Raw genomic sequence first — 19957 nt, 5'->3', positions numbered from 1 at the left:
AGGCGACCCTACAGGTATTGCCCCGTGTTGGACTCGGTGTCGATAGCCCGGCTTGCACTGGCATTCTTGCCGGTGACGAGCGTGCGGATGTAGACGATCCGCTCGCCCTTCTTGCCGGAGATACGAGCCCAGTCGTCCGGGTTGGTTGTGTTCGGCAAGTCCTCGTTCTCGGAGAACTCGTCGACGATCGAGTCGAAGAGATGCTGGATCCGCAGACCGGGTGACGCCGTCTCGAGGACTGCCTTGATCGCGTACTTCTTCGACCGGTCGACGATGTTCTGGATCATCGCGCCGGAGTTGAAGTCCTTGAAGTACAAGACCTCCTTGTCACCGTTGGCGTAGGTGACTTCGAGGAAACGGTTGTCTTCGCTTTCGGCGTACATCCGCTCGACGACCTTCTCGATCATCGCCCTAATGCAAGCCGAACGATCGCCACCGAATTCGGCGAGGTCGTCTGCGTGCACCGGCAAACTCTCGGTCAGGTACTTCGAGAAGATGTCCTGTGCGGATTCCGCGTCCGGCCGCTCGATCTTGATCTTCACATCGAGACGTCCGGGCCGCAGAATCGCGGGGTCGATCATGTCCTCGCGATTGGAGGCGCCGATGACGATGACGTTCTCCAGACCCTCGACGCCGTCGATCTCACTGAGCAGCTGCGGCACGACGGTCGTCTCCACGTCCGAGGAGACACCCGAACCACGGGTCCGGAAGATCGAGTCCATCTCGTCGAAGAAGACGATCACCGGAGTGCCCTCGGACGCCTTCTCGCGTGCCCGCTGGAAGATGATCCTGATGTGGCGCTCGGTTTCGCCGACGAACTTGTTGAGCAGTTCGGGGCCCTTGATGTTGAGGAAGAACGACTTGGCTTCCTTGGCATCCTCGCCGCGCGATTCGGCGATCTTCTTTGCCAGCGAGTTGGCGACCGCCTTGGCGATCAGCGTTTTACCGCAGCCGGGAGGACCGTAGAGCAGCACACCCTTCGGTGGCCGCAGCGAGTACTCACGGAACAGTTCCTTGTGCAGGAAGGGCAGCTCGACCGCGTCGCGAATCTGCTCGATCTGCCTGCCGAGACCACCGATGTCGCTGTAGTCGACGTCCGGCACCTCTTCGAGCACGAGGTCCTCGACCTCAGCCTTCGGAACGCGCTCGAACGCATAGCCGGCCTTCGTGTCGACCAGCAGCGAGTCGCCTGGGCGGAGCTTGCGGATCGGCCGGTCGGGGTCGTCGACGTCGTCGATCTCGGCGACATGAGCAAGCGGCTCGGCCAACCAGACGACGCGCTCTTCGTCGGCATGGCCGACCACAAGCGCTCGGGTGCCGTTGTCGAGAATCTCGCGAAGCGTGCAGATTTCACCGACGCGCTCGAACAAACCCGCCTCGACCACTGTCAGCGCTTCGTTCAGACGCACGGTCTGGCCGAGCTGGAGCGTGTCTGTGGCAATGTTCGGCGAGCAGGTCAGGCGCATCTTGCGACCCGAGGTGAACACGTCGACAGTCTCGTCGTCGTGCACGCCGAGCAGGGTGCCGTAACCACTCGGCGGCTGCCCGAGTCGATCGACCTCCTCGCGCAGCGCGATGAGTTGCTGACGCGCTTCCTTCAGCGTGTCCATCAGCTTCCCGTTCCGAATGGTCAGCGAGTCGACTCGACTTTCGAGTTCACGTGACCGTTCCGGCGACTCGGCAAGCTGGCGGCGGAGTCCAGCAGCTTCGGCACGCAGGGCTTCCAGTTCTCGCCACGCCGCCGAATCCGAACTATCTGTGGGGCTCATAGTGTCGACTCCTCCCAGTCCCGGTCTATCCACGCTACCGGCAGCGCGCGCTTTCTGCCGTACGACACTGTTTCGGTGCTGTGACGTGTCTCGGATGTGTTCGGCGACACGACGAGTACCGCCAGGTCGTTGCGGCCCGATGTTAGCGTGACGTCCCGTCGCCGATACGCCCCGCAAGCTGCGATCGAGAGAAGAGTGCACGTGATTCACCGCAAATGCGTTAGTTCCGTCGGTGCTTTGCTCGTCGCGGTGGCCGTTGTCGCCTGCGGTTCCGACGATGCCAATACCCCTGCTGTCGGTCAGCCGTCGTCGCAGCCGACCACAACGGCACCTGAGCCGTCGGCGGTGCCGACCACCACGCAGGTGCCCGATGTCGCTCCCCCGACGCCGGATCTACTCCAGGATTCGCTGGTGCGGCTCGTCGATCCGGCGATCCCGGCACAGAACAAAGCGGGGTTGGTCGTCGACGGTCAGACGCGGGTGGAAGCGTTGGCCGCCTTGACGACGGGGCTGGACAACTACGGGCGAATCACCTTCGTCGTATCCGGTGTCGACGTAGCCGGGACATCGGCAACGGCAAAGGTCGACGTCACGGGTCCGCACGGCACAATCCCCATCAACATGACCTGGGACAAGGTCGGCGAGGCGTGGCAGCTGTCGAGCGCAAGCACATGCAATCTGCTTGCGATGGGCAGAGTGCAATGCTGAAACGACTGCAACTGTCCGAAATGGTCGGTTTGTTCTTGCTGGTCGATTACCGTTACGCGGCATGAAGGAAGGCGACCAGGCGCGCAACTTCGCCTTGCTCGATCACACCGGCACACGACGGACCCTGTACTCGTTCCTCACCGACGGACCCCTCGTGCTGTTCTTCTACCTCATCGCGTCGTCGCCGATCTGCTCTGCCGAGGCCTGCCACTTTCGTGATCTGGCGGCAGAGTTCGCCGCGGTCGGAGCGCGGCGCGTCGGGATAAGTACCGATTCGGTCGACAGGCAGGCGCATTTTGCACAGCAGCGGTCGTTCGACTTTCCGTTGCTGTCCGACGTCGGCGGTTCGGTTGCAGAACAATTCGGCGCCAAGCGCAGCGCACTGGCAAAACTGAGCCGCACCAGGCCCGCTGCGTCGTCAGGCCGCCATGCCCGGCATCGCGACGGGTGGCTCACCCGAATAACCACACGCCGCAAGACCTTCGTCATCGACGAGAACGGCACGGTGTGCAAGATCGTGTCGAACGATCTGCGCGCGAACATTCACGCGGATCAAGCGTTGTGGTATCTGCGTACCGAATACCGCAAGCCCCTCCCGTACTAGCTCGGGCTCTGCCCCTTCGATGCCCTGCGCTGCGGCTTCGGCGTCACCGTTCCCTCCGCCAGTTTGCGTGCGCTCACGAGAAAAGCTGTGTGCCCCTGCATTCGGTGCTCGGGACGCACAGCAAGGCCGACGACGTGCCAGCCGCGGACGATCGACTCCCACGAGCGTGGTTCGGTCCAGCATTCCTGCTCGCGCATCGCCTCGACCACCTTCGACAACTGCGTCACGGTCGCGACGTAGACGATGAGGACACCGCCTGGAACCAGCGCCTTCGCGACGGACGGCAACGCGTCCCACGGGGAGAGCATGTCGAGCACCGCACGGTCGACCTGCCCGTCGAATTCGGCGACGTCGGCGATGGTGAGATCCCAGTTCTCGGGGCTGCCCCCGAAAAAGGTCTCGACGTTGCGGACCGCGTGCTCGGCGTGGTCGGCGCGGACCTCGTAGGAGATGACGCGGCCCTCGGGCCCGACCGCTCGCAACAACGAACACGTCAATGCACCGGAACCCGCACCGGCTTCCAGGACACGCGCGCCGGGGAACACGTCGCCCTCGTGCACGATCTGTGCCGCGTCCTTCGGGTAGATCACCTGCGCACCTCGCGGCATCGACAGGATGTAGTCGACGAGCAACGGCCGCAGTGCAAGGTAGGGCGTGAAGTTGCTCGACTTGACGACCGTGCCCTCGTCGGAGCCGATCAGATCGTCGTGCGCAAGGCCACCGCGATGGGTGTGGAACTCCTTGCCCGCTTCGAGAACGACCGTGTAGTGCCGGCCCTTCGCATCGGTCAGCTGCACTCGATCGCCGACCTGAAAGGGTCCGGTACGTCTTGCCGTCATCGAAATCCGACTCCCTATTGCTGGTCCGCTATTGCTGGTCCGCGCGGCCTCGACTCATTGTCGGCCCAGGGGCATACCCTGCCAGGTGTGACGACAACAGCACCGCCAGCCCCCGATTCGGCACCTCCGCGCAGGCCTGCGCTGTCGCCGTCGCGTGCTGCCGATTTCAAGCTGTGCCCGTTGAAGTACCGATTGCGTGCAGTCGATCGAATCCCCGAAGTGCCGACGAGAGCGGCCCTGCGGGGAACTGTCGTGCATGCCGCACTGGAATCTCTGTACGGATTACCCGCCGCGGACCGTGTTCCCGACACGGCGACCGCGCTCGTCGATCCTGCTTGGGACCGTCTCGTCGGGGATGCACCGGAGTTGTGCGAGCTGGTCACCACCGACGAGCGCGGCGAATTTCTCGACGAAGCGCGCGCGTTGATTTCCAGGTACTACCGGCTCGAAGACCCGACTCGATTCGAACCTGAATCGTGTGAGCAGCGAGTGGAGGTCGAGCTGGAAGACGGTGTCCTGCTTCGTGGTTTCGTCGACCGCATCGACGTAGCACCGACCGGCGAGGTTCGGGTCGTCGATTACAAGACGGGCCGCGCACCGGGCGAAAGGCGCGAATCCCACGCGCTGTTCCAGATGAAGTTCTACGCGCTGGTCATTCTGCGGACCCGTGGGATCGTCCCGACGCAGCTTCGACTGCTGTATCTCGCCGACGACGAAATTCTCACCTACCAGCCCGATCGTGACGAACTGCTGCGGTTCGAACGCACGCTGTCCGCACTGTGGAAAGCGATCCTCGAAGCAGGCGCGACCGGAGATTTCCGGCCGAGTCCCAGCAACATGTGCAACTGGTGCGACTACAAGCCGCTGTGTCCAGCGTTCGGCGGCACTCTCCCCGAGTATCCGGGCTGGCCCGCAACCGTGCCGGACGGCACGAGGTAGGCCTGCCCGGATCCAGCGTCAGAACGCTCGACAGGACCGAATGTCGGACGCGAGAATCGCTTTCGCGCCCAAGTCGGCGAGACGATCCATCACGTCGTTGTGTTCGGTTCGCGGCACCATCGCGCGCACGGCGACCCACGCTTCGTCCGCGAGCGGCGACACCGTCGGCGACTCGAGGCCGGGCGTGATCTGCACGGCCTCGTCGAGCAAGGTCTTCGGGCAGTCGTAGTCGAGCATCAGGTACTGCTGCGCGAAGACGACTCCCTGCACACGTGCGACCAATTGGTTGCGTGCGCGGTCCGCCCGGTCCGACCCGGCCCGCTCGATGAGCACTCCCTCCGAGTCGCACAGTGAATCACCGAAAGCGACCAGGTTGTGCTGCCGGAGCGTGCGGCCCGACCCGACAACGTCGGCGATCGCATCGGCGACGCCGAGTTGGATGGATATTTCGACGGCACCGTCGAGCCTGATGACATCGGCTGTCAGTCCGCGCTTCGCGAGATCGGCGCGAACGAGGTTCGGGTAGGACGTCGCGATGCGGAGGCCGCCGAGGTCGTCGGCACTCCAGTCGCGACCTGCAGGCGCCGCGTAGCGGAATGTCGATCGACCGAAGCCGAGCGGTAGGCGTTCGTCGACGGTCGCCCCCGAGTCGCGGGCGAGATCGCGGCCGGTGATGCCGAGGTCCAGTTCGCCTGACCCGACGTAGATCGCGATGTCTTTCGGTCGGAGGAAGAAGAACTCGACCTGGTTCGCTTGGTCGAGCACGGTGAGGTCGCGGGAATCGGTGCGGCGGCGGTAGCCGGCTTCGCTGAGAATTTCAGCAGCAGATTCCGACAGGGCACCTTTGTTGGGGACTGCTACACGCAGCATGGGTTGAGTCTCTTTCACGGTCTTGGCCTTTCAGGCGGGGCGTGCACGGCGACGAGGAGTACCGATCACAGATGTCGGTAGACGTCGTCGAGCTTCAGGCCGCGCCCGATCATCAGCACCTGCACCCAGTAGAGCAGCTGCGAGATCTCTTCGGCGAGGGCTTCGTCGCTCTCGTGCTCAGCCGCGATCCACACTTCGCCAGCCTCTTCGAGAACCTTTTTGCCCTGCGCATGCACGCCGGCGTCCAACGCTGCGACGGTTCCGGAACCGTCAGGGCGATTGGCGGCACGGTCGGCCAGCTCGGCAAACAGGGATTCGAAGTTCTTCACGGAAGGCCATTCTTCCAGCTACGCCAACGGTGACCGGCCAGTGGGTGCGAACGTGCCCGCACTCGGACGTGGCGAACGCCTCAGCCGAGCTCCTGCAACGAGATCTGGAACGACGTGTCGCTGGCGCCGGGGATGTCGCCTGCGACGATCGACACCCACAACCCATCTCGGGTGAAGACGTGGGAGCCGCCGCTCGACGTGGTGTCGTCGAGGGTCCAACCGAGCCCCGGCAGCCTGCTGTCGTAGAACTCGATGAACTCGTCGGCGGTCGACGTGGTCGTGCCACTCAGCAGAGCGGTGACCGACTCGTCACGGCTCTCGGTTGTGTTCAGATTTTCCGGGAACGGAAAGTCGTCGGGAAACAGCGACGGAATGCCGTCGGTTGCCGGCTTCGTCGTTGTCGGCGGCGTAGTCGCCGTGTCGGACGCGGTCGGCTTGGTCGTCGCGGGCGCCTTCGGTGTCGCGGTTGCCGTCGCCTCGGCGGTGGACGGTTCGGGCGAGGCCTTCGAGCTGTCGTCGCCACCGCAGGCGACGAGGGCGAATGCCAACGCAGTTGTGGCCAGCAAGCAGGTGAATCGTCGGGTCATCACTAGGTCCCTGTCGTCGACACCGCAGTTCAACGGTTCGACGATAGCCCCGGCGTTTACGCGCTGCTACCCGATGCGCAGATCACCGACGGTCAGCCCGATCAGGCTGTCGCGAAAGACCCGACCGGACGCTTCGGGAACCGGAATTTCGCAGGGTACGACGATGAGCGAGCACCCAGCAGCTTCCGCGGCGATCGCACCAGTCGGCGAGTCTTCGATCGCAACGCAGTGGGTCGGGTCGGTACCGAGCAGTTCGGCGCCGCGAAGGTAGAGGTCGGGAGCCGGCTTGCCTTGTGGCACCTCGTCGGCGCACACCGATGCGGCGAAATGCTCGCGGCCGAGCGTGTCCAGACCGAGCTCGGTGAGCGAGCGTTTGGTGTTGGTCACGAGTGCCATGGGGATTCCCGCGTCGAGAACCATGGCCAATGCCTCCTGCGCCCCTGGCCGCCACGGGATACCGTCACCGAACAGCTGGACAACGCGCTTGTCGAGCCAGTCGTCGGCATCGGCAAGGGCGTCCGGATGCGGTTCGAGGTCCAGCGAGTCGAAAATGATCGCGAGAGTGTTGGGTCCCGAGGATCCGATCAGCGCATGTCGCGTCGCTGGTGTCATCGGTCCGCCCAGGTTGAGGGAGAGTTCGTTTATGGCGACGTCCCACAGCTTCTCCGAATCGAGCAGCGTTCCGTCCATGTCCCACAACACACCGGCTACTTCTGGCACGCACTTTCCCCTCTGATTCCGACATCTCTGATCCAACATCGACAGCCATGACGGTAGCCGACTGGACCGCTTCGCCGAGTGGCGCGGGAGGCGAGGACCACACACCTTCTATCGTCGTGATGACCATCACCGAACGCCTAAGATTCGATGCCCGAAACGGACGATAGACTCGCTCTCGGGGGTCGGAAGAGACCGTTCGTCAGCAATGTGACACGCGTCTCGCCTCATCGCAGGGAATATTTGTTGCCGAATATTTGCTGATCCCACAAACTGAACAAACAGCAAGTAATTGAAAAGCGAAGCAACCGACAAGCGAACGAAAGGACCTTTCATGTCGTGGTTACGACATACCGCGGTCGCGCTCGCTGGTGTCGCAAGCGTCGGCTTCACGGGCGCTGCGGCGTCAGTAGTGCTATCCGACATGGGCGTCGACATGCCCACGAAATCGATCTTCGACTTCGCCATGCCGAATACGCCGAGGCCAAGTGGCCCGGTAGCCGTCAGTGGCGTCAATGGAGTGGACGCTGCGCGCACTGTCGCAGTCGATCTCGCAACCGCGACCGAAGTCGCACACCTGCTGCTCGACACAGCAACGCAGGAATCGGTGACCGCACCGAATCTCGTCACACCGCACAAGCCTGCGCTCGAGGCGAAGGTGACCGTCGACGACTATTACCTCGGCGCAGCGGTCTCGCCTGTACGGTCACGCGTGGTCGGGCTCGATTTCACGACCAATATCCTCGACGTGATCCCGACCTTCGTCCGAGCCTTCTACGATCCCGATCCGAACTCCAAAGGTCCGACCGAGATCCGTACCGAACTCGACGGACGTGTCGGTGAAGTCAACGTCGTCGTTTCCGATCCGGATGTCGGCGAACGAGAAGTCACCCTCACCCGCACCGACGCGGTCTGACCCAGCCGAAGTGCTGCATCACCTCAGACGTTGAAGTACTTCGCCTCGGGGTGATGCAGAACGAACGCGTCGGTCGACTGCTCCGGATGCAGCTGCAGCTCTTCCGACAGCACGACACCGATTCGCTCGGAATCGAGTAGCGCAACCAGCTTCGCCCGATCTTCCAGGTCCGGGCACGCACCGTAGCCGAAGGAGTAACGGGCGCCGCGGTAGCCGAGCTTGAAGTACTCCGACACATCGGACGGGTCGTCCTCGGCGAGACTGTGACCGCCGAGCACCAATTCCTCACGGACGCGGCGATGCCAGTACTCGGCGAGAGCTTCGGTCAGCTGTACACCGATGCCGTGTACCTCGAGGTAGTCGCGGTAGGAGTCGGCAGCGAAAAGTTCGTTGGCGAAATCTGCGATCGGCTGACCCATCGTCACCAATTGGAACGGCAACACGTCGACGGAACCGTCCGCAACGGCCTTCTCCCTCGACCTGACGAAGTCGGCGATACACAGGAAGCGGTCGCGCTGCTGGCGCGGGAACGTGAAGCGGTACCGTTCCGCCGCATCGGGTTCCGGGCTCTCGAGCACGATCACGTCGTCACCCTCGGACACGGCCGGGAAGTAGCCGTAGACAACCGCGGCATGAGCGAGGATGCCGTCGCTGGTGAGGCGATCGAGCCAGTACCGCAGGCGCGGACGTCCTTCCGACTCGACCAGTTCCTCGTACGTCGCGCCTTCGCCTGCTCGCTGACCGCGCAGTCCCCACTGGCCGAGGAACAGAGCACGTTCGTCCAACAGATTCGAATATTCGGACAGCGCAACACCTTTGACGATGCGACTCCCCCAGAACGGCGGTGTCGGGACAGGAAGATCTGCCGCGACGTCGGAGCGCTCGGGAACAACGACGGGAACCTCTGCGGCCTTTCGTTTTTCGGCGATCTTGCGGGAACGCTCGTGCCGCGCTTTACGTTCGGCCGCCTTCTCACGTTCCGCGATCGCCTCGGGGCTGTCCGGATCGGGTCCGCCGCCGCGTTTGCGCGTCATGATGGTGTCCATCAACCGCAGACCTTCGAAAGCGTCACGGGCGTAACTGACTTCGCCGTCGTACACCTCGGTCAGGTCGTTCTCGACGTAGGACCGTGTGAGCGCCGCGCCACCGAGCATGACGGGGAACTGCCCCGCAACACCCTTGGCGTTCAGTTCGAGCAGGTTCTCCTTCATCACGACTGTCGACTTCACGAGCAGGCCGGACATACCGATGACGTCGGCCTTCTTGTCGATCGCGGCATCGAGGATCGACGCAATCGGTTGTTTGATACCGAGGTTGACGACCTCGTAGCCGTTGTTCGACAGGATGATGTCGACCAGGTTCTTACCGATGTCGTGGACGTCGCCCTTGACGGTCGCGATCACCATGCGGCCCTTGCCGTCGTCGTCGGTCGCCTCCATGTGAGGTTCCAGATAGGCGACAGCAGCCTTCATCACTTCGGCAGACTGCAGCACGAAAGGCAACTGCATCTGACCGGAGCCGAACAGTTCGCCGACCGTCTTCATCCCGGACAGCAACGTCTCGTTGATGATTTCGAGGGGCTTCTTGGTGAGCATCGCCTCGTCGAGATCGACGTCGAGACCGTTGCGGTCACCGTCGACGATCCGGCGTTCCAGCCGCTCGAACAGCGGCAGCTTGGCCAACTCTTCGGCTCTCGACTCACGGGCATCGGCCGCCGAGACGCCTTCGAACAGCGCCATCAACGTCTGCAGCGGGTCGTAGTCGTCGCGGCGACGGTCGTAAACGAGGTCGAGTGCGGTCTGCCGCTGTTCCTCGGGGATCCGCGCCATCGGCAGGATCTTCGACGCATGCACGATCGCGGTGTCGAGACCGGCCTCGATGCACTCGTTCAGGAACACGGAGTTGAGCACCTGCCGCGCAGCGGGATTGAGGCCGAACGAGATGTTGGAAAGCCCGAGTGTCGTGTGGATCTCCGGATGCAGCCGCTTGATCTCGCGGATGGCCTCGATCGTCTCGATGCCGTCGCGCCGGACCTCCTCCTGGCCCGTCGAGATCGGGAACGTGAGCGCGTCGATGATGATGTCGCTCTCCGACAATCCCCAGTTGCCGGTGATGTCCGCGATCAACCGCTCGGCGATCCGGACCTTCCACTCGGCGGTACGCGCCTGACCCTCTTCGTCGATCGTCAACGCGACGACCGCCGCACCGTGTTCCTTCACGAGCGACATGATCTGCTGGAAGCGCGAATCGGGTCCGTCGCCGTCCTCGTAGTTGACGGAGTTGACCGCACAACGCCCGCCGAGGTGTTCTAGACCAGCCTTCAGCACAGCGGGTTCGGTGGAGTCGAGCATGATCGGCAACGTCGACGCGGTCGCCAATCTGCTTGCGAGAGCAGACATGTCCGCGGCACCGTCACGGCCGACGTAGTCGACGTTGAGGTCGAGCATGTGCGCGCCGTCGCGCGTCTGATCCTTCGCGATATCGAGGCACTTCTCGTAGTCCTCGGCAAGCATCGCCTCACGAAAAGCCTTGGAGCCGTTGGAGTTCGTACGTTCGCCGATCATCAGGATGCTGGCATCCTGCTCGAACGGCACTGCCGTGTAGAGCGAAGAAACGCCGGGCTCGCTGATGTGCTTACGCGTGCCCCGCTCGACATCGCGCACGGCCGCCGCAACCTGACGAATGTGCTCTGGCGTTGTGCCGCAACAGCCGCCGACCAACGCCAGACCGTATTCGCGTACGAAACCACTCAGTGCGATTGCCAACTCTTCCGGTGACAGCGGGTATTCCGCGCCGTTGGCACCGAGGACTGGCAGACCTGCGTTCGGCATCACCGACACCGGCAGCTTCGAGTACTTCGAAAGATGGCGGAGGTGCTCGCTCATCTCGTCGGGTCCCGTTGCGCAGTTGAGCCCGATCAGGTCGACGCCGAGCGGCTCGATAGCCGTCAGCGCGGCGCCGATCTCGCTGCCGACCAGCATGGTTCCGGTTGTTTCCACAGTGACGTGGGTGATGATCGGCAGCCGCCTGCCGAGCTTTGCCATCGCGTTCTGGCTGCCGATGATCGCGGCCTTGACCTGCAGCAGGTCCTGACACGTCTCGATCAGGATGGCGTCGGCACCACCGTCGATCATGCCGAGCGCGGACTCCGTGTAGGCGTCGCGCAACACGGCGTACGGGGCGTGTCCGAGGGTGGGCAGCTTGGTGCCGGGGCCCATCGAACCGAGGACGAAACGTGGCATCCCGTCGCGACCTGGACCCATCTCGTCGGCAACGTCGCGCGCTAGCTGAGTGCCCTTCTCGGACAGCTCACGAATGCGATCGGAGATGTCGTAATCGGCAAGGTTCGGCAGGTTGCAGCCGAAGGTGTTCGTCTCGACTGCGTCGGCGCCCGCTTCGAAATACGCGCGGTGAATGTCTTTGAGCACATCGGGGCGCGTGTCGTTGAGAATTTCGTTGCAGCCCTCCAGCCCGAGAAAATCGTCGAGGGTGAGGTCGGCAGCCTGCAACATCGTGCCCATCGCACCGTCGCCGATGACAACACGCTGATCGAGTGCATCGAGCAGTGCAGAGTGCAGTGGCAAAGACATGCGCTCCAGAATAGTGGGGGCCTCAACAGTGTGATCTTCAGACGTATCCGGCTCACGGCCAGAACTACGCGGTGCAGCGGCAACCATCGGCACATCCCCTCGTCTATCCACGCTTGCCGCACCCGAATCGGACGTGCGGCCTGGTCGTCACCCGGAGCACCCCACCGTGGCGGAGGGTTGCCGACCAGCGAGCCGGGGCTGTGCGCTGGTACTCATGACCAACGTCAAGGCTGGCAGGGGATGGCTTTCGTTGTCAAACGGCGCTATGTGAAGAGGCGGACCCGCCCTGGTCGTAGGCTGTGTCGGTGAGTTCCGAAGAGTTCCCGGTCGTAGCCGACCTCGATCTGCCTACGCTGCGCGATCCGATCCTCGTCGCGGCGTTCGAAGGCTGGAACGACGCCGGTGATGCGGCAAGCGGTGCAGTCGAGCATCTCGAACTGATCTGGGATGCCGAGCCGCTGGCAGAGCTCGATTCCGAGGATTATTACGACTACCAGGTAAATCGACCGACGGTGAAGCAGATCGACGGCGTCACCCGGGAGATCCAGTGGCCGTCGACCATGCTGTCGGTGTGTTCGCCTCCCGGTAGCGAACGCGATGTTGTGCTGCTTCGCGGTATCGAGCCCAACATGCGCTGGCGCAGTTTCTGCGACGATCTGCTCGAATTCGTCGAGCAACTCGGCGTCAGCACCGTCGTGATCCTCGGCGCACTGCTCGCCGATACCCCGCACACCCGCCCGGTTCCGGTCACCGGTTCGGCCTACAGCAAAGAGGCCGCCGAGCAGTTCAAACTCGAACAGACCAGGTACGAGGGCCCGACCGGCATCACCGGCGTGCTGCAGGACCACTGCGTCAAGGCGGGTGTTCCCGCGGTGTCGTTCTGGGCGGCCGTTCCGCATTACGTGTCGCAGCCGCCCAACCCGAAGGCGACGATCGCCTTGCTGCAGCGGGTCGAGGACGTGCTCGACGTCGAGGTTCCGCTCGGTGAACTACCGACCCAGGCCGAGGATTGGGAAGAGGCGGTCACGGAGATGACGGCCGAGGACGAAGAAATCGCCGAGTACGTCCGCTCGCTGGAAGAACGTGGCGACGCCGAGATCGACATCTCCGACGCCATCTCCAAGATCGACGGCGATGCGCTCGCAGCCGAATTCGAAAAGTACCTTCGCCGGCGCGGGCCTGGCAGCTTCGGACTGTAACCACGGGTGAGGACCACAGCGTGAGTCGCCTCCGCACGCTCGCCCTCTACGCGGGTGGGTTTCTCGGACCGTTCGGTGGCGGAGTCGTCACGGCAATGCTCCCGGAGATGGGCAACGACCTCGGCGTCAGCTCTCCCGCAGCAGCATCGACGCTCGCGGCGTACCTGTTCCCCTTCGCAATCTTGATGTTGGTCTCCGGCACACTCGGTGCACGCTGGGGTCAATTCCGCACTGTCCGAATCGCTTACGCCGTGTACGTCGTCGCGTCGCTGGCCTGCGTCGTCGCACCGAGTCTGTCGTTTCTGTTGGTACCGAGAGCAATTCAGGGGTGCGCGAATGCCTTCACCACTCCCCTGCTGTTGGCCTCGCTTGCGTCGATAACTCCCAAGGCGCGGCTCGGTCGTGCGCTCGGCACGTTCTCGGCACTGCAGGCAGCAGGCCAGACGACGGCGCCGCTGGTGGGCGGGCTTGCGGCAGAGGTGAATTGGCGGCTCGCGTTCGTCGCCGTTGCTGTGGTCGCAGCGATATTGGGAATCGTCGGATTGCCCACCGGCGCACAGGTGTCGGGACGCGAAGTGAAGCTGCGCCAAGCTTTACGGCCGGATGTCGTACGCATCGGACTGGTCGCGTTCCTCGGATGGGGCGCACTCGGCGGTCTGAACTTTCTGGTCGCCTTCCGCGCCGAGGATGCGTTCGGCCTCGGCCCCACGCAGCGTGGCCTGCTGCTCACCGGCTTCGGAATCGCAGGAATGATCGCCGCCCGGCCCGTCGGAAATGCGATCGACAGGATCGGTGCGCGCCGGTCGGTACTGATCGGCGCCACCTGCGGTGCCGTTCTCGTCACGCTCGCGGGGACCGCCGGACTGCTCGTCGTCGCCGCTGCCGCTTGGGCCGCCGCAGGCGTTGCGGGTCAGGGCATCCTCGTCGGCGTCAATGCAGCGGTACTCGGCCTGCGCGGACCGAATCAGGGCGGCGCGCTCTCGGTTGTGCAGTCGTTGCGCTTCTCGGGGCAGGCGCTCGCGCCGGTGCTGCTCACACCGCTCTACGGTGTGCACCCGACCACTGCGTTCGTGATTCCCGCGGTGCTGCTCGCACTGGTGGCACCGGTGCTGATGCCGCGTCCGCGGGCCGAGACCGAACCGGTCTGACATCGCTCGGTGTGCGAGGTAAGCCTTGCCAACTATGATCCGGTGGTGGCGCCATCAACCGAACGTGCGACGACGCGACTCGTCGACGAGCTGGCGCGCCATGGTGAGCGCACAGCAATCGTGTCGGGCACCGACGAGGTGTCCTACCGCCGCCTCGCCGCGCTCGTGCACGATGCCGCCGCACGCTTCGGGACCGAACGGCGGTTGGTGCTGATCGCGGGTCGCAACGACGTCGAGGCGGTCGTCGCATACCTCGGAGCGCTCGCCGCCCGTCAGCCGGTGTTACTCGTGCCGGGCGATCCGCAGTACGACACGACGTCCCTCGTCGATACCTACGATCCCGACATCGTGATCGAACAGCGCAGCGGCAGTTGGCATTTCGACGAACGACGGTCGGTGTCCAGGCACACGCTGCATCCCGATCTGGCACTGCTGCTCAGCACGTCGGGTTCGACTGGTTCGCCGAAGCTGGTTCGCCTCTCACGTGCGAACCTGCGATCGAACGCCGAATCGATTGCAACCTACCTCGACATCCGTCACACCGACCGAGCGATGACCAGCCTTCCGATGAACTATTGCTACGGCTTGTCGGTCCTGCACAGTCACCTGCTTCGGGGTGCCGGAATCGTGCTGACGGACGCGTCTGTCGTCGATGCCGAGTTCTGGGACCTTTTCGGTCGGCATCGGGCAACAACGTTTGCCGGCGTCCCCTATACGTTCGATCTGCTCGACAAAATCGGATTCGAGCACATGCACCTGCCGCATCTGCGCTACCTCACCCAGGCAGGCGGTCGGCTCGCTCCCGACCGGGTCGCACGGTACGCCGCACTCGGCGAACGCGACGGCTGGGATCTGTTCGTCATGTACGGCGCAACGGAAGCGACCGCTCGGATGGCGTATCTCCCACCGCACCTGGCACGGTCGCATCCGAACGCGATCGGTGTCGCGATACCCGGTGGGTCTTTTCGCATCGACCGCAGCGGGGACGAAATCGATCCCGACGCGGGCGAACTCGTCTACTCGGGCCCGAACGTGATGATGGGCTACGCCGAATCGGCGGCAGATCTCGCCGCCGGAGCAACGGTCGACGAGCTTCGTACCGGCGATATCGCCAAACGCGGCGCTGACGGCCTGTACGAAATACTCGGCAGGTCAGCACGCTTCGTCAAACTCTTCGGCCTCCGGATCGATCTGCCTCGCGTCGAAGCCGCACTCGACACTGCAGGAATAACGGCCTCGTGTATCGACGGCGACGATGAACTTGTCGTTGCTTTCGAAGGCGCCCTTGCACCGGCGAAGGTCCGTGCGATCGCGGCTGCCGCGTCGGGTCTACCTGCGGCTGCAGTCCGCGCCTGCCGAGTCGCCGAACTGCCGCGCCTCGCTTCCGGCAAGCCGGACTATCCCGAGATCCGCACACTGGGCCGCGCCGAGGCCACAAGTACCGCACGGACCGGAAGCGAGCTTCGCGAACTGTTCGCGCAGGTGCTGCGACTCGATGTCGCCGACATCGGCCCCCAGTCGACATTCGTCGAACTCGGCGGGGATTCGCTGTCCTACGTCGCGATGTCGGTGCGGTTGGAACGCAAACTCGGCCACCTCCCGCCCGATTGGCACACGACGCCGATCCGCGACCTCCGGGTTCGTGGGCCGAGACGGTGGATTGCCGGGCGGTCCGTCGAGACCAGCGTCGTGCTGCGAGCTGTCGCGATCGTGCTCGTCGTCGGATCGCACGCCGGGCTATATCACCTGTGGGGCGGCGCGCATATTTTGCTCGGCGTCGCCGGGTACAACTTTGCGAGATTCGTCCTCACGGACAAGCCCCGTACGCAGCGGCTGCGCCACCTCCTGACAACGGTGGCCGGCATCGCGATACCCGCCGTGGCGTGGATCGCGTTGACGTTGAGCTTCTCCGACGACTACACGGTGACAAACCTGTTCCTGCTCAACAAGATTCTTGGACCCGACGGCCCGACGCAGGGCCATCTGTGGTTCATCGAAGTACTCGTCTACTTCCTGCTCGCACTCGCGGCACTGCTGGCGATACCGGTGATCGACCGCCTCGAACGCCGGCAGCCGTTCGTTTTCGCGTTGGCGCTACTCGCGGTCGGCTTGGCCATCCGCTACGACGCTGCCGGGCTCGAAACGGGTTCGGAGGGCAAGTACAGCTGGTACGCCTTCTGGTTCTTCGCACTCGGTTGGGCGGCAGCCAAGGCGCGGACCCGGTGGCACCAACTCGTCGTCGCGGTCGCGCTCGTCGTGTCCATACACGGCTATTTCGACAGCCTGCTTCGCGAAGGGCTCGTCGTGGCCGGGCTGCTGTTGCTGATCTGGGCGCCGACGGTCCGAATACCCAGCTTCGCTACGCCGGTCGCAAGCGTGCTCGCCAGCAGTTCGCTCTACATCTATCTGACGCACTGGCAGATCTATCCGCTCTTCGCATCGCAACCTGTGATTGCTGTCGTCGCGGCACTGCTGTTCGGTATCGGCTTCTATCTCCTAGCCGACAAAGCGAAATCGGTCGCTGAGAGGTATTCCTGATCCCGGCGTAACGTCCCGGCAGCCTCTGCGTCACCGGTTCATCGGACGCTTCACACCATGGCCAGTACTCCGCGGTTCCTGCAGGGCGTTTTCGGCTTCACCGGCAATGGACTGGACAAGCCCGACCCGATCGATCCCACGCTGTCCTACACCGTTCCGCCCGGTGTGACGGCGCAGCCGCTGTACTTCCGCGGCGGAAACTCCTCCGACGAGCTCGTTGTCGTCACGTTGCTTCGCGACGGCCGTTCGATGCGAGTCTTTCCGATCGGCGCCAAGTCCGGCGTGAACATCCCACTCCGCGTTGTGGAGGACGTCGATCCGGACACCGTGCTGGAACTTGTCGTCGCGGCACCGACCGGATGCACAGGCGACGTGGTCGTCGACTTCGGTTTGGTGGAAATCTGATGCCTCCGACCGCGCGGCTGCTTGTCGTGGGGAACGGGATGGCCGGTGCGCGGACCGTCGAGGAGATCATCGCCAGAAACGGGCGCGATCTGTTCGAGATCACCATGATCGGCGACGAACCGTACGGCAACTACAACCGCATCATGCTCTCGCACGTGCTGTCCGGCGAAGCGAGTACCGACGACGAAGATCTGATGCTCAACCCGATGAGCTGGTATCGCGAAAACGGTGTGAAGCTGCACGTCGGGGACCGTGCGACAAAACTAGACCGCTTCGCCAAGCAGGTCACCTGCGAAAGCGGCCGGATCGTCGACTACGACGTGCTGATCGTCGCCACCGGCAGCAACACCTTCTTTCCGAACATGGACGGACTCCGTGAACCCGACGGACGTTTGGCACGTGGGGTTTTCGGCTTCCGTACGATCGCCGACACCAACGGCATGTTGCAGCAGGCACAGGCCGGTGACGACGTCGCCGCTGTGGTGATCGGCGGCGGTCTGCTCGGACTGGAAGCGGCATACGGGCTGCGCACCCAAGGGCTGAAAGTCGACGTGGTGCACTCCCCCGGCCATCTGATGAATCAGCAACTCGACGCCCGCGGTGGCCGATTGCTACGCAACAAGATCGAGTCTCTCGGCGTCGGTGTACACACGTCCAAGCGAACAACTGCAGTCGTTCGAACGCCCGATGGCCAGGTTGCCGGTGTCGGCTTCGCAGACGGATCGAGCATCGACGCCGACATGGTTGTCGTCACAGCGGGGATTCGACCGAACGTCGAATTCGCCCGCGGCGGTGGGTTGGTCGTCGAACGTGGCATCGTCGTCGACGACCAGATGCGCTGCGAGGACGAGGGCTCGATCTTCGCGGTCGGCGAATGCTGCCAACATCGTGGTGAGGTCTACGGCCTCGTTGCACCGCTGTGGGAGCAGGCGACCGTGCTCGCGGAGCACCTCACCGGGACCAACCCTGCTGCGGCATATCATGGTTCGCGGCTCACGACGAAGCTCAAGGTCGCCGGGGTCGATGTTGCTGCAATGGGTGTGCAGGGCCCGGAGCGCGACGACGACGAGTACGTGCAGTTCTACGAACCGAGCACCGGAACCTACAAGAGTGTCGTCGTTCGAGACGGAAGACTCATCGGTGCAACGTTGTTGGGAGACGTCAGCAAGGTCGGCTTCCTGTCGCAGGCATTCGACAACAAGGTTGCGCTGCCCGCCGAACGAATCAGCATGCTGTTCGATCTCGGAACACCCACCGCGGCAACGAGTGCCGCCGAATTGGCCGACGACGCTGCTGTGTGCAACTGCAACGGCGTGAACAAGGGCCAGATCGTCGCGTGTGTGCATGCCGGCGCGACAACGGTCGCCGACGTCGTCGCGAAGACGAGAGCAGGCAAGGGCTGCGGATCGTGCAAGGGACTGGTCGCGGATATCGTCGCGTGCGCGACAGGCGGCGCTGTCGCCGATGACCCGTCCGCCGACTTCTACGTCCGGTGCATACCACTGCGCAAAGCGGAACTCGTTGCAGCCGTGCGCGATCGCGGACTTCGCGCGGTGTCGGAGGTGTTCGCCGAACTCGCACCGGACGGCGAGGACGCGGCAGCGAAGATGCCACTGGCTTCGTTGCTGCGGACCGTCTGGGGACCCGATTGGGTCGACGAGCCCGGTGCACTGTTCATCAACGATCGGGTGCACGCGAACATTCAGCGCGACGGCACGTTTTCGGTTGTGCCACAGATGAAGGGCGGCGTGACGACACCGGATCAGTTGCGCCGCATCGCCGATGTCGCGGACAAGTACAACGTGCCACTGGTCAAGGTGACCGGTGGTCAGCGGATCGATCTGCTCGGTATCCGCAAGGAAGACCTGCCCAAGGTGTGGGGTGATCTCGACATGCCGTCGGGTTATGCCTACGGGAAGAGTTTCCGAACGGTCAAAACCTGTGTGGGCAGCGACTTCTGCCGGTTCGGGCTGGGCGACTCGACTGCCCTGGGTATCGCCATCGAAGAACGGTTCCAGGGTTTGGAGACACCCGCGAAGCTGAAGTTGGCCGTCGCAGGCTGTCCACGCAACTGCTCGGAGGCGCTCTGCAAGGACTTCGGTGTGGTCGCGGTCGGCGACGGGCGCTGGGAGATCTACATCGGTGGAGCGGCGGGTGCGCACATCAGGAAGGGCGACGTGCTTGCGACAGTCGACAGTGCGGAGGAGGTTTTGGTGCTGGCAAGCAGGTTCATCCAGTACTACCGCGAGAACGCCAACTGGCTCGAGCGCACCTACGCCTTCGTTCCGCGTGTGGGTATCGACGAGCTACAACGCCTTCTGGTCACGGACGAAGACGGGATCGCGGCGGGATTGGAAGAGCGGATGCAGATCGCCGTCGACGGTTACACCGATCCGTGGCTGCAACGCGACGATCCGCGATCGCCTGCCCAATTCGCGCCGTCCCTGCCGCTGCTGCCGCTTCCCCAGGTTCCGGTCCGATGACGGTGACGCAGGCGTGGACCGAGATAGGACATCTCGCCGACCTGACTCCCGGCGAGGGGCGCACCTACGTGGTGAACGGTCGTCAGATCGCCGTGTTCCTACTCGGTGACGGCACCGTCCGTGCGGTCGACGCGGTGTGCCCACACAAAGGTGGCCCGCTCGCGGACGGGCAGACCGACGGGACGGTCGTCGTGTGCCCGCTGCACCTGTACGCGTTCGCACTGGCGGACGGCTCGTGCGCCGACGACGTAGGTGCGGTCAGGGTCTACCCAGCCATGGTGAACGGCGATCGGATCTTTCTCGAACCGATCTGAGC

At 63.8% G+C, this 19957-nt stretch carries 17 protein-coding genes and 1 riboswitch; of the genes, 10 read left to right on the top strand and 7 right to left on the bottom strand.

Annotated features, from left to right (window positions below; genetic code table 11):
• Window positions 1-8 precede the first annotated feature (8 nt).
• Window positions 9-1769 (bottom strand): proteasome ATPase, encoded by a 1761-nt coding sequence (arc, locus tag JGU71_RS01845; RefSeq protein WP_199701392.1) that lies wholly within the window; start codon window positions 1767-1769, stop codon window positions 9-11.
• A 201-nt stretch (window positions 1770-1970) separates the two neighbouring features.
• On the opposite strand from arc, the gene JGU71_RS01840 reads away from it, so the two are divergent.
• Together JGU71_RS01840 and JGU71_RS01835 are read left to right on the top strand one after the other, a co-directional pair.
• Window positions 1971-2477, top strand: a complete 507-nt coding sequence (locus JGU71_RS01840; RefSeq protein ID WP_199701389.1) for an MTB12 C-terminal domain-containing protein — start codon at window positions 1971-1973, stop codon at window positions 2475-2477.
• A gap of 61 nt (window positions 2478-2538) precedes the next feature.
• Window positions 2539-3081: a peroxiredoxin gene (locus JGU71_RS01835; RefSeq protein ID WP_199701387.1), complete on the top strand. Its 543-nt coding sequence runs from the start codon at window positions 2539-2541 to the stop codon at window positions 3079-3081.
• Here JGU71_RS01835 and JGU71_RS01830 read toward each other — a convergent pair.
• Window positions 3078-3920: a tRNA (adenine-N1)-methyltransferase gene (locus JGU71_RS01830; protein ID WP_199701385.1), complete on the bottom strand. Its 843-nt coding sequence runs from the start codon at window positions 3918-3920 to the stop codon at window positions 3078-3080. The genes JGU71_RS01835 and JGU71_RS01830 overlap by 4 nt on opposite strands.
• 87 nt (window positions 3921-4007) lie before the next feature.
• Here JGU71_RS01830 and JGU71_RS01825 point away from each other — a divergent pair, with 87 nt between their 5' ends.
• Window positions 4008-4859 (top strand): RecB family exonuclease, encoded by an 852-nt coding sequence (locus tag JGU71_RS01825; RefSeq protein WP_307829453.1) that lies wholly within the window; start codon window positions 4008-4010, stop codon window positions 4857-4859.
• 18 nt (window positions 4860-4877) lie between these two features.
• Here JGU71_RS01825 and hisG read toward each other — a convergent pair whose 3' ends face one another.
• The 4 genes from hisG to JGU71_RS01805 form a co-directional block, all read right to left on the bottom strand.
• Window positions 4878-5729, bottom strand: coding sequence for an ATP phosphoribosyltransferase (hisG, locus tag JGU71_RS01820; RefSeq protein ID WP_199701381.1), 852 nt, complete (start codon window positions 5727-5729; stop codon window positions 4878-4880).
• 65 nt (window positions 5730-5794) lie between these two features.
• A complete protein-coding gene (locus JGU71_RS01815; protein ID WP_199701380.1) occupies window positions 5795-6058 on the bottom strand; it encodes a phosphoribosyl-ATP diphosphatase in 264 nt (87 codons plus the stop codon).
• An 80-nt stretch (window positions 6059-6138) separates the two neighbouring features.
• Window positions 6139-6645 (bottom strand): hypothetical protein, encoded by a 507-nt coding sequence (locus JGU71_RS01810; RefSeq protein ID WP_199701379.1) that lies wholly within the window; start codon window positions 6643-6645, stop codon window positions 6139-6141.
• Between the two features lie 66 nt (window positions 6646-6711).
• Complete coding sequence (locus JGU71_RS01805) at window positions 6712-7365, bottom strand: HAD family hydrolase (protein ID WP_307829452.1); 654 nt, start codon at window positions 7363-7365, stop codon at window positions 6712-6714.
• Window positions 7366-7696: 331 nt separating this feature from the next.
• Here JGU71_RS01805 and JGU71_RS01800 point away from each other — a divergent pair, with 331 nt between their 5' ends.
• Window positions 7697-8278: a hypothetical protein gene (locus tag JGU71_RS01800; protein ID WP_199701377.1), complete on the top strand. Its 582-nt coding sequence runs from the start codon at window positions 7697-7699 to the stop codon at window positions 8276-8278.
• 23 nt (window positions 8279-8301) lie between these two features.
• On the opposite strand, the gene metH is transcribed toward JGU71_RS01800, so the two are convergent.
• On the bottom strand, window positions 8302-11868 hold the full coding sequence (gene metH, locus JGU71_RS01795) for a methionine synthase (RefSeq protein WP_199701376.1): 3567 nt from the start codon (window positions 11866-11868) through the stop codon (window positions 8302-8304).
• Window positions 11869-11972: 104 nt separating this feature from the next.
• A riboswitch (SAM riboswitch) is annotated at window positions 11973-12088 on the bottom strand.
• Window positions 12089-12173: 85 nt separating this feature from the next.
• Here metH and JGU71_RS01790 point away from each other — a divergent pair.
• From JGU71_RS01790 to JGU71_RS01765, 6 genes are read left to right on the top strand one after another with little or no spacing between them, the layout of a single operon-like run.
• Complete coding sequence (locus tag JGU71_RS01790) at window positions 12174-13067, top strand: PAC2 family protein (protein ID WP_199701375.1); 894 nt, start codon at window positions 12174-12176, stop codon at window positions 13065-13067.
• Window positions 13068-13087: 20 nt separating this feature from the next.
• A complete protein-coding gene (locus tag JGU71_RS01785) occupies window positions 13088-14215 on the top strand; it encodes an MFS transporter (RefSeq protein WP_199701373.1) in 1128 nt (375 codons plus the stop codon).
• A gap of 45 nt (window positions 14216-14260) precedes the next feature.
• The gene (locus JGU71_RS01780; protein WP_199701371.1) at window positions 14261-16753 is read left to right on the top strand and encodes an AMP-binding protein; all 2493 of its coding nucleotides are present in this window, start codon (window positions 14261-14263) and stop codon (window positions 16751-16753) included.
• A 57-nt stretch (window positions 16754-16810) separates the two neighbouring features.
• Window positions 16811-17158 carry a molybdopterin oxidoreductase gene (locus tag JGU71_RS01775; RefSeq protein ID WP_199701369.1) on the top strand — a complete coding sequence of 116 codons (348 nt, stop codon included), beginning with the start codon at window positions 16811-16813 and terminating at the stop codon, window positions 17156-17158.
• A complete protein-coding gene (nirB, locus tag JGU71_RS01770) occupies window positions 17158-19641 on the top strand; it encodes a nitrite reductase large subunit NirB (RefSeq protein WP_199701368.1) in 2484 nt (827 codons plus the stop codon). The genes JGU71_RS01775 and nirB overlap by 1 nt, the downstream gene beginning before the upstream one ends.
• The gene (locus tag JGU71_RS01765) at window positions 19638-19955 is read left to right on the top strand and encodes a Rieske 2Fe-2S domain-containing protein (RefSeq protein ID WP_199701366.1); all 318 of its coding nucleotides are present in this window, start codon (window positions 19638-19640) and stop codon (window positions 19953-19955) included. The genes nirB and JGU71_RS01765 overlap by 4 nt, the downstream gene beginning before the upstream one ends.
• Window positions 19956-19957: the final 2 nt, after the last annotated feature.

Source organism: Antrihabitans stalagmiti, from assembly GCF_016482825.1.
Lineage (GTDB): Bacteria > Actinomycetota > Actinomycetes > Mycobacteriales > Mycobacteriaceae > Antrihabitans > Antrihabitans stalagmiti.
This window is presented reverse-complemented; position numbering and strand designations above follow the sequence as displayed.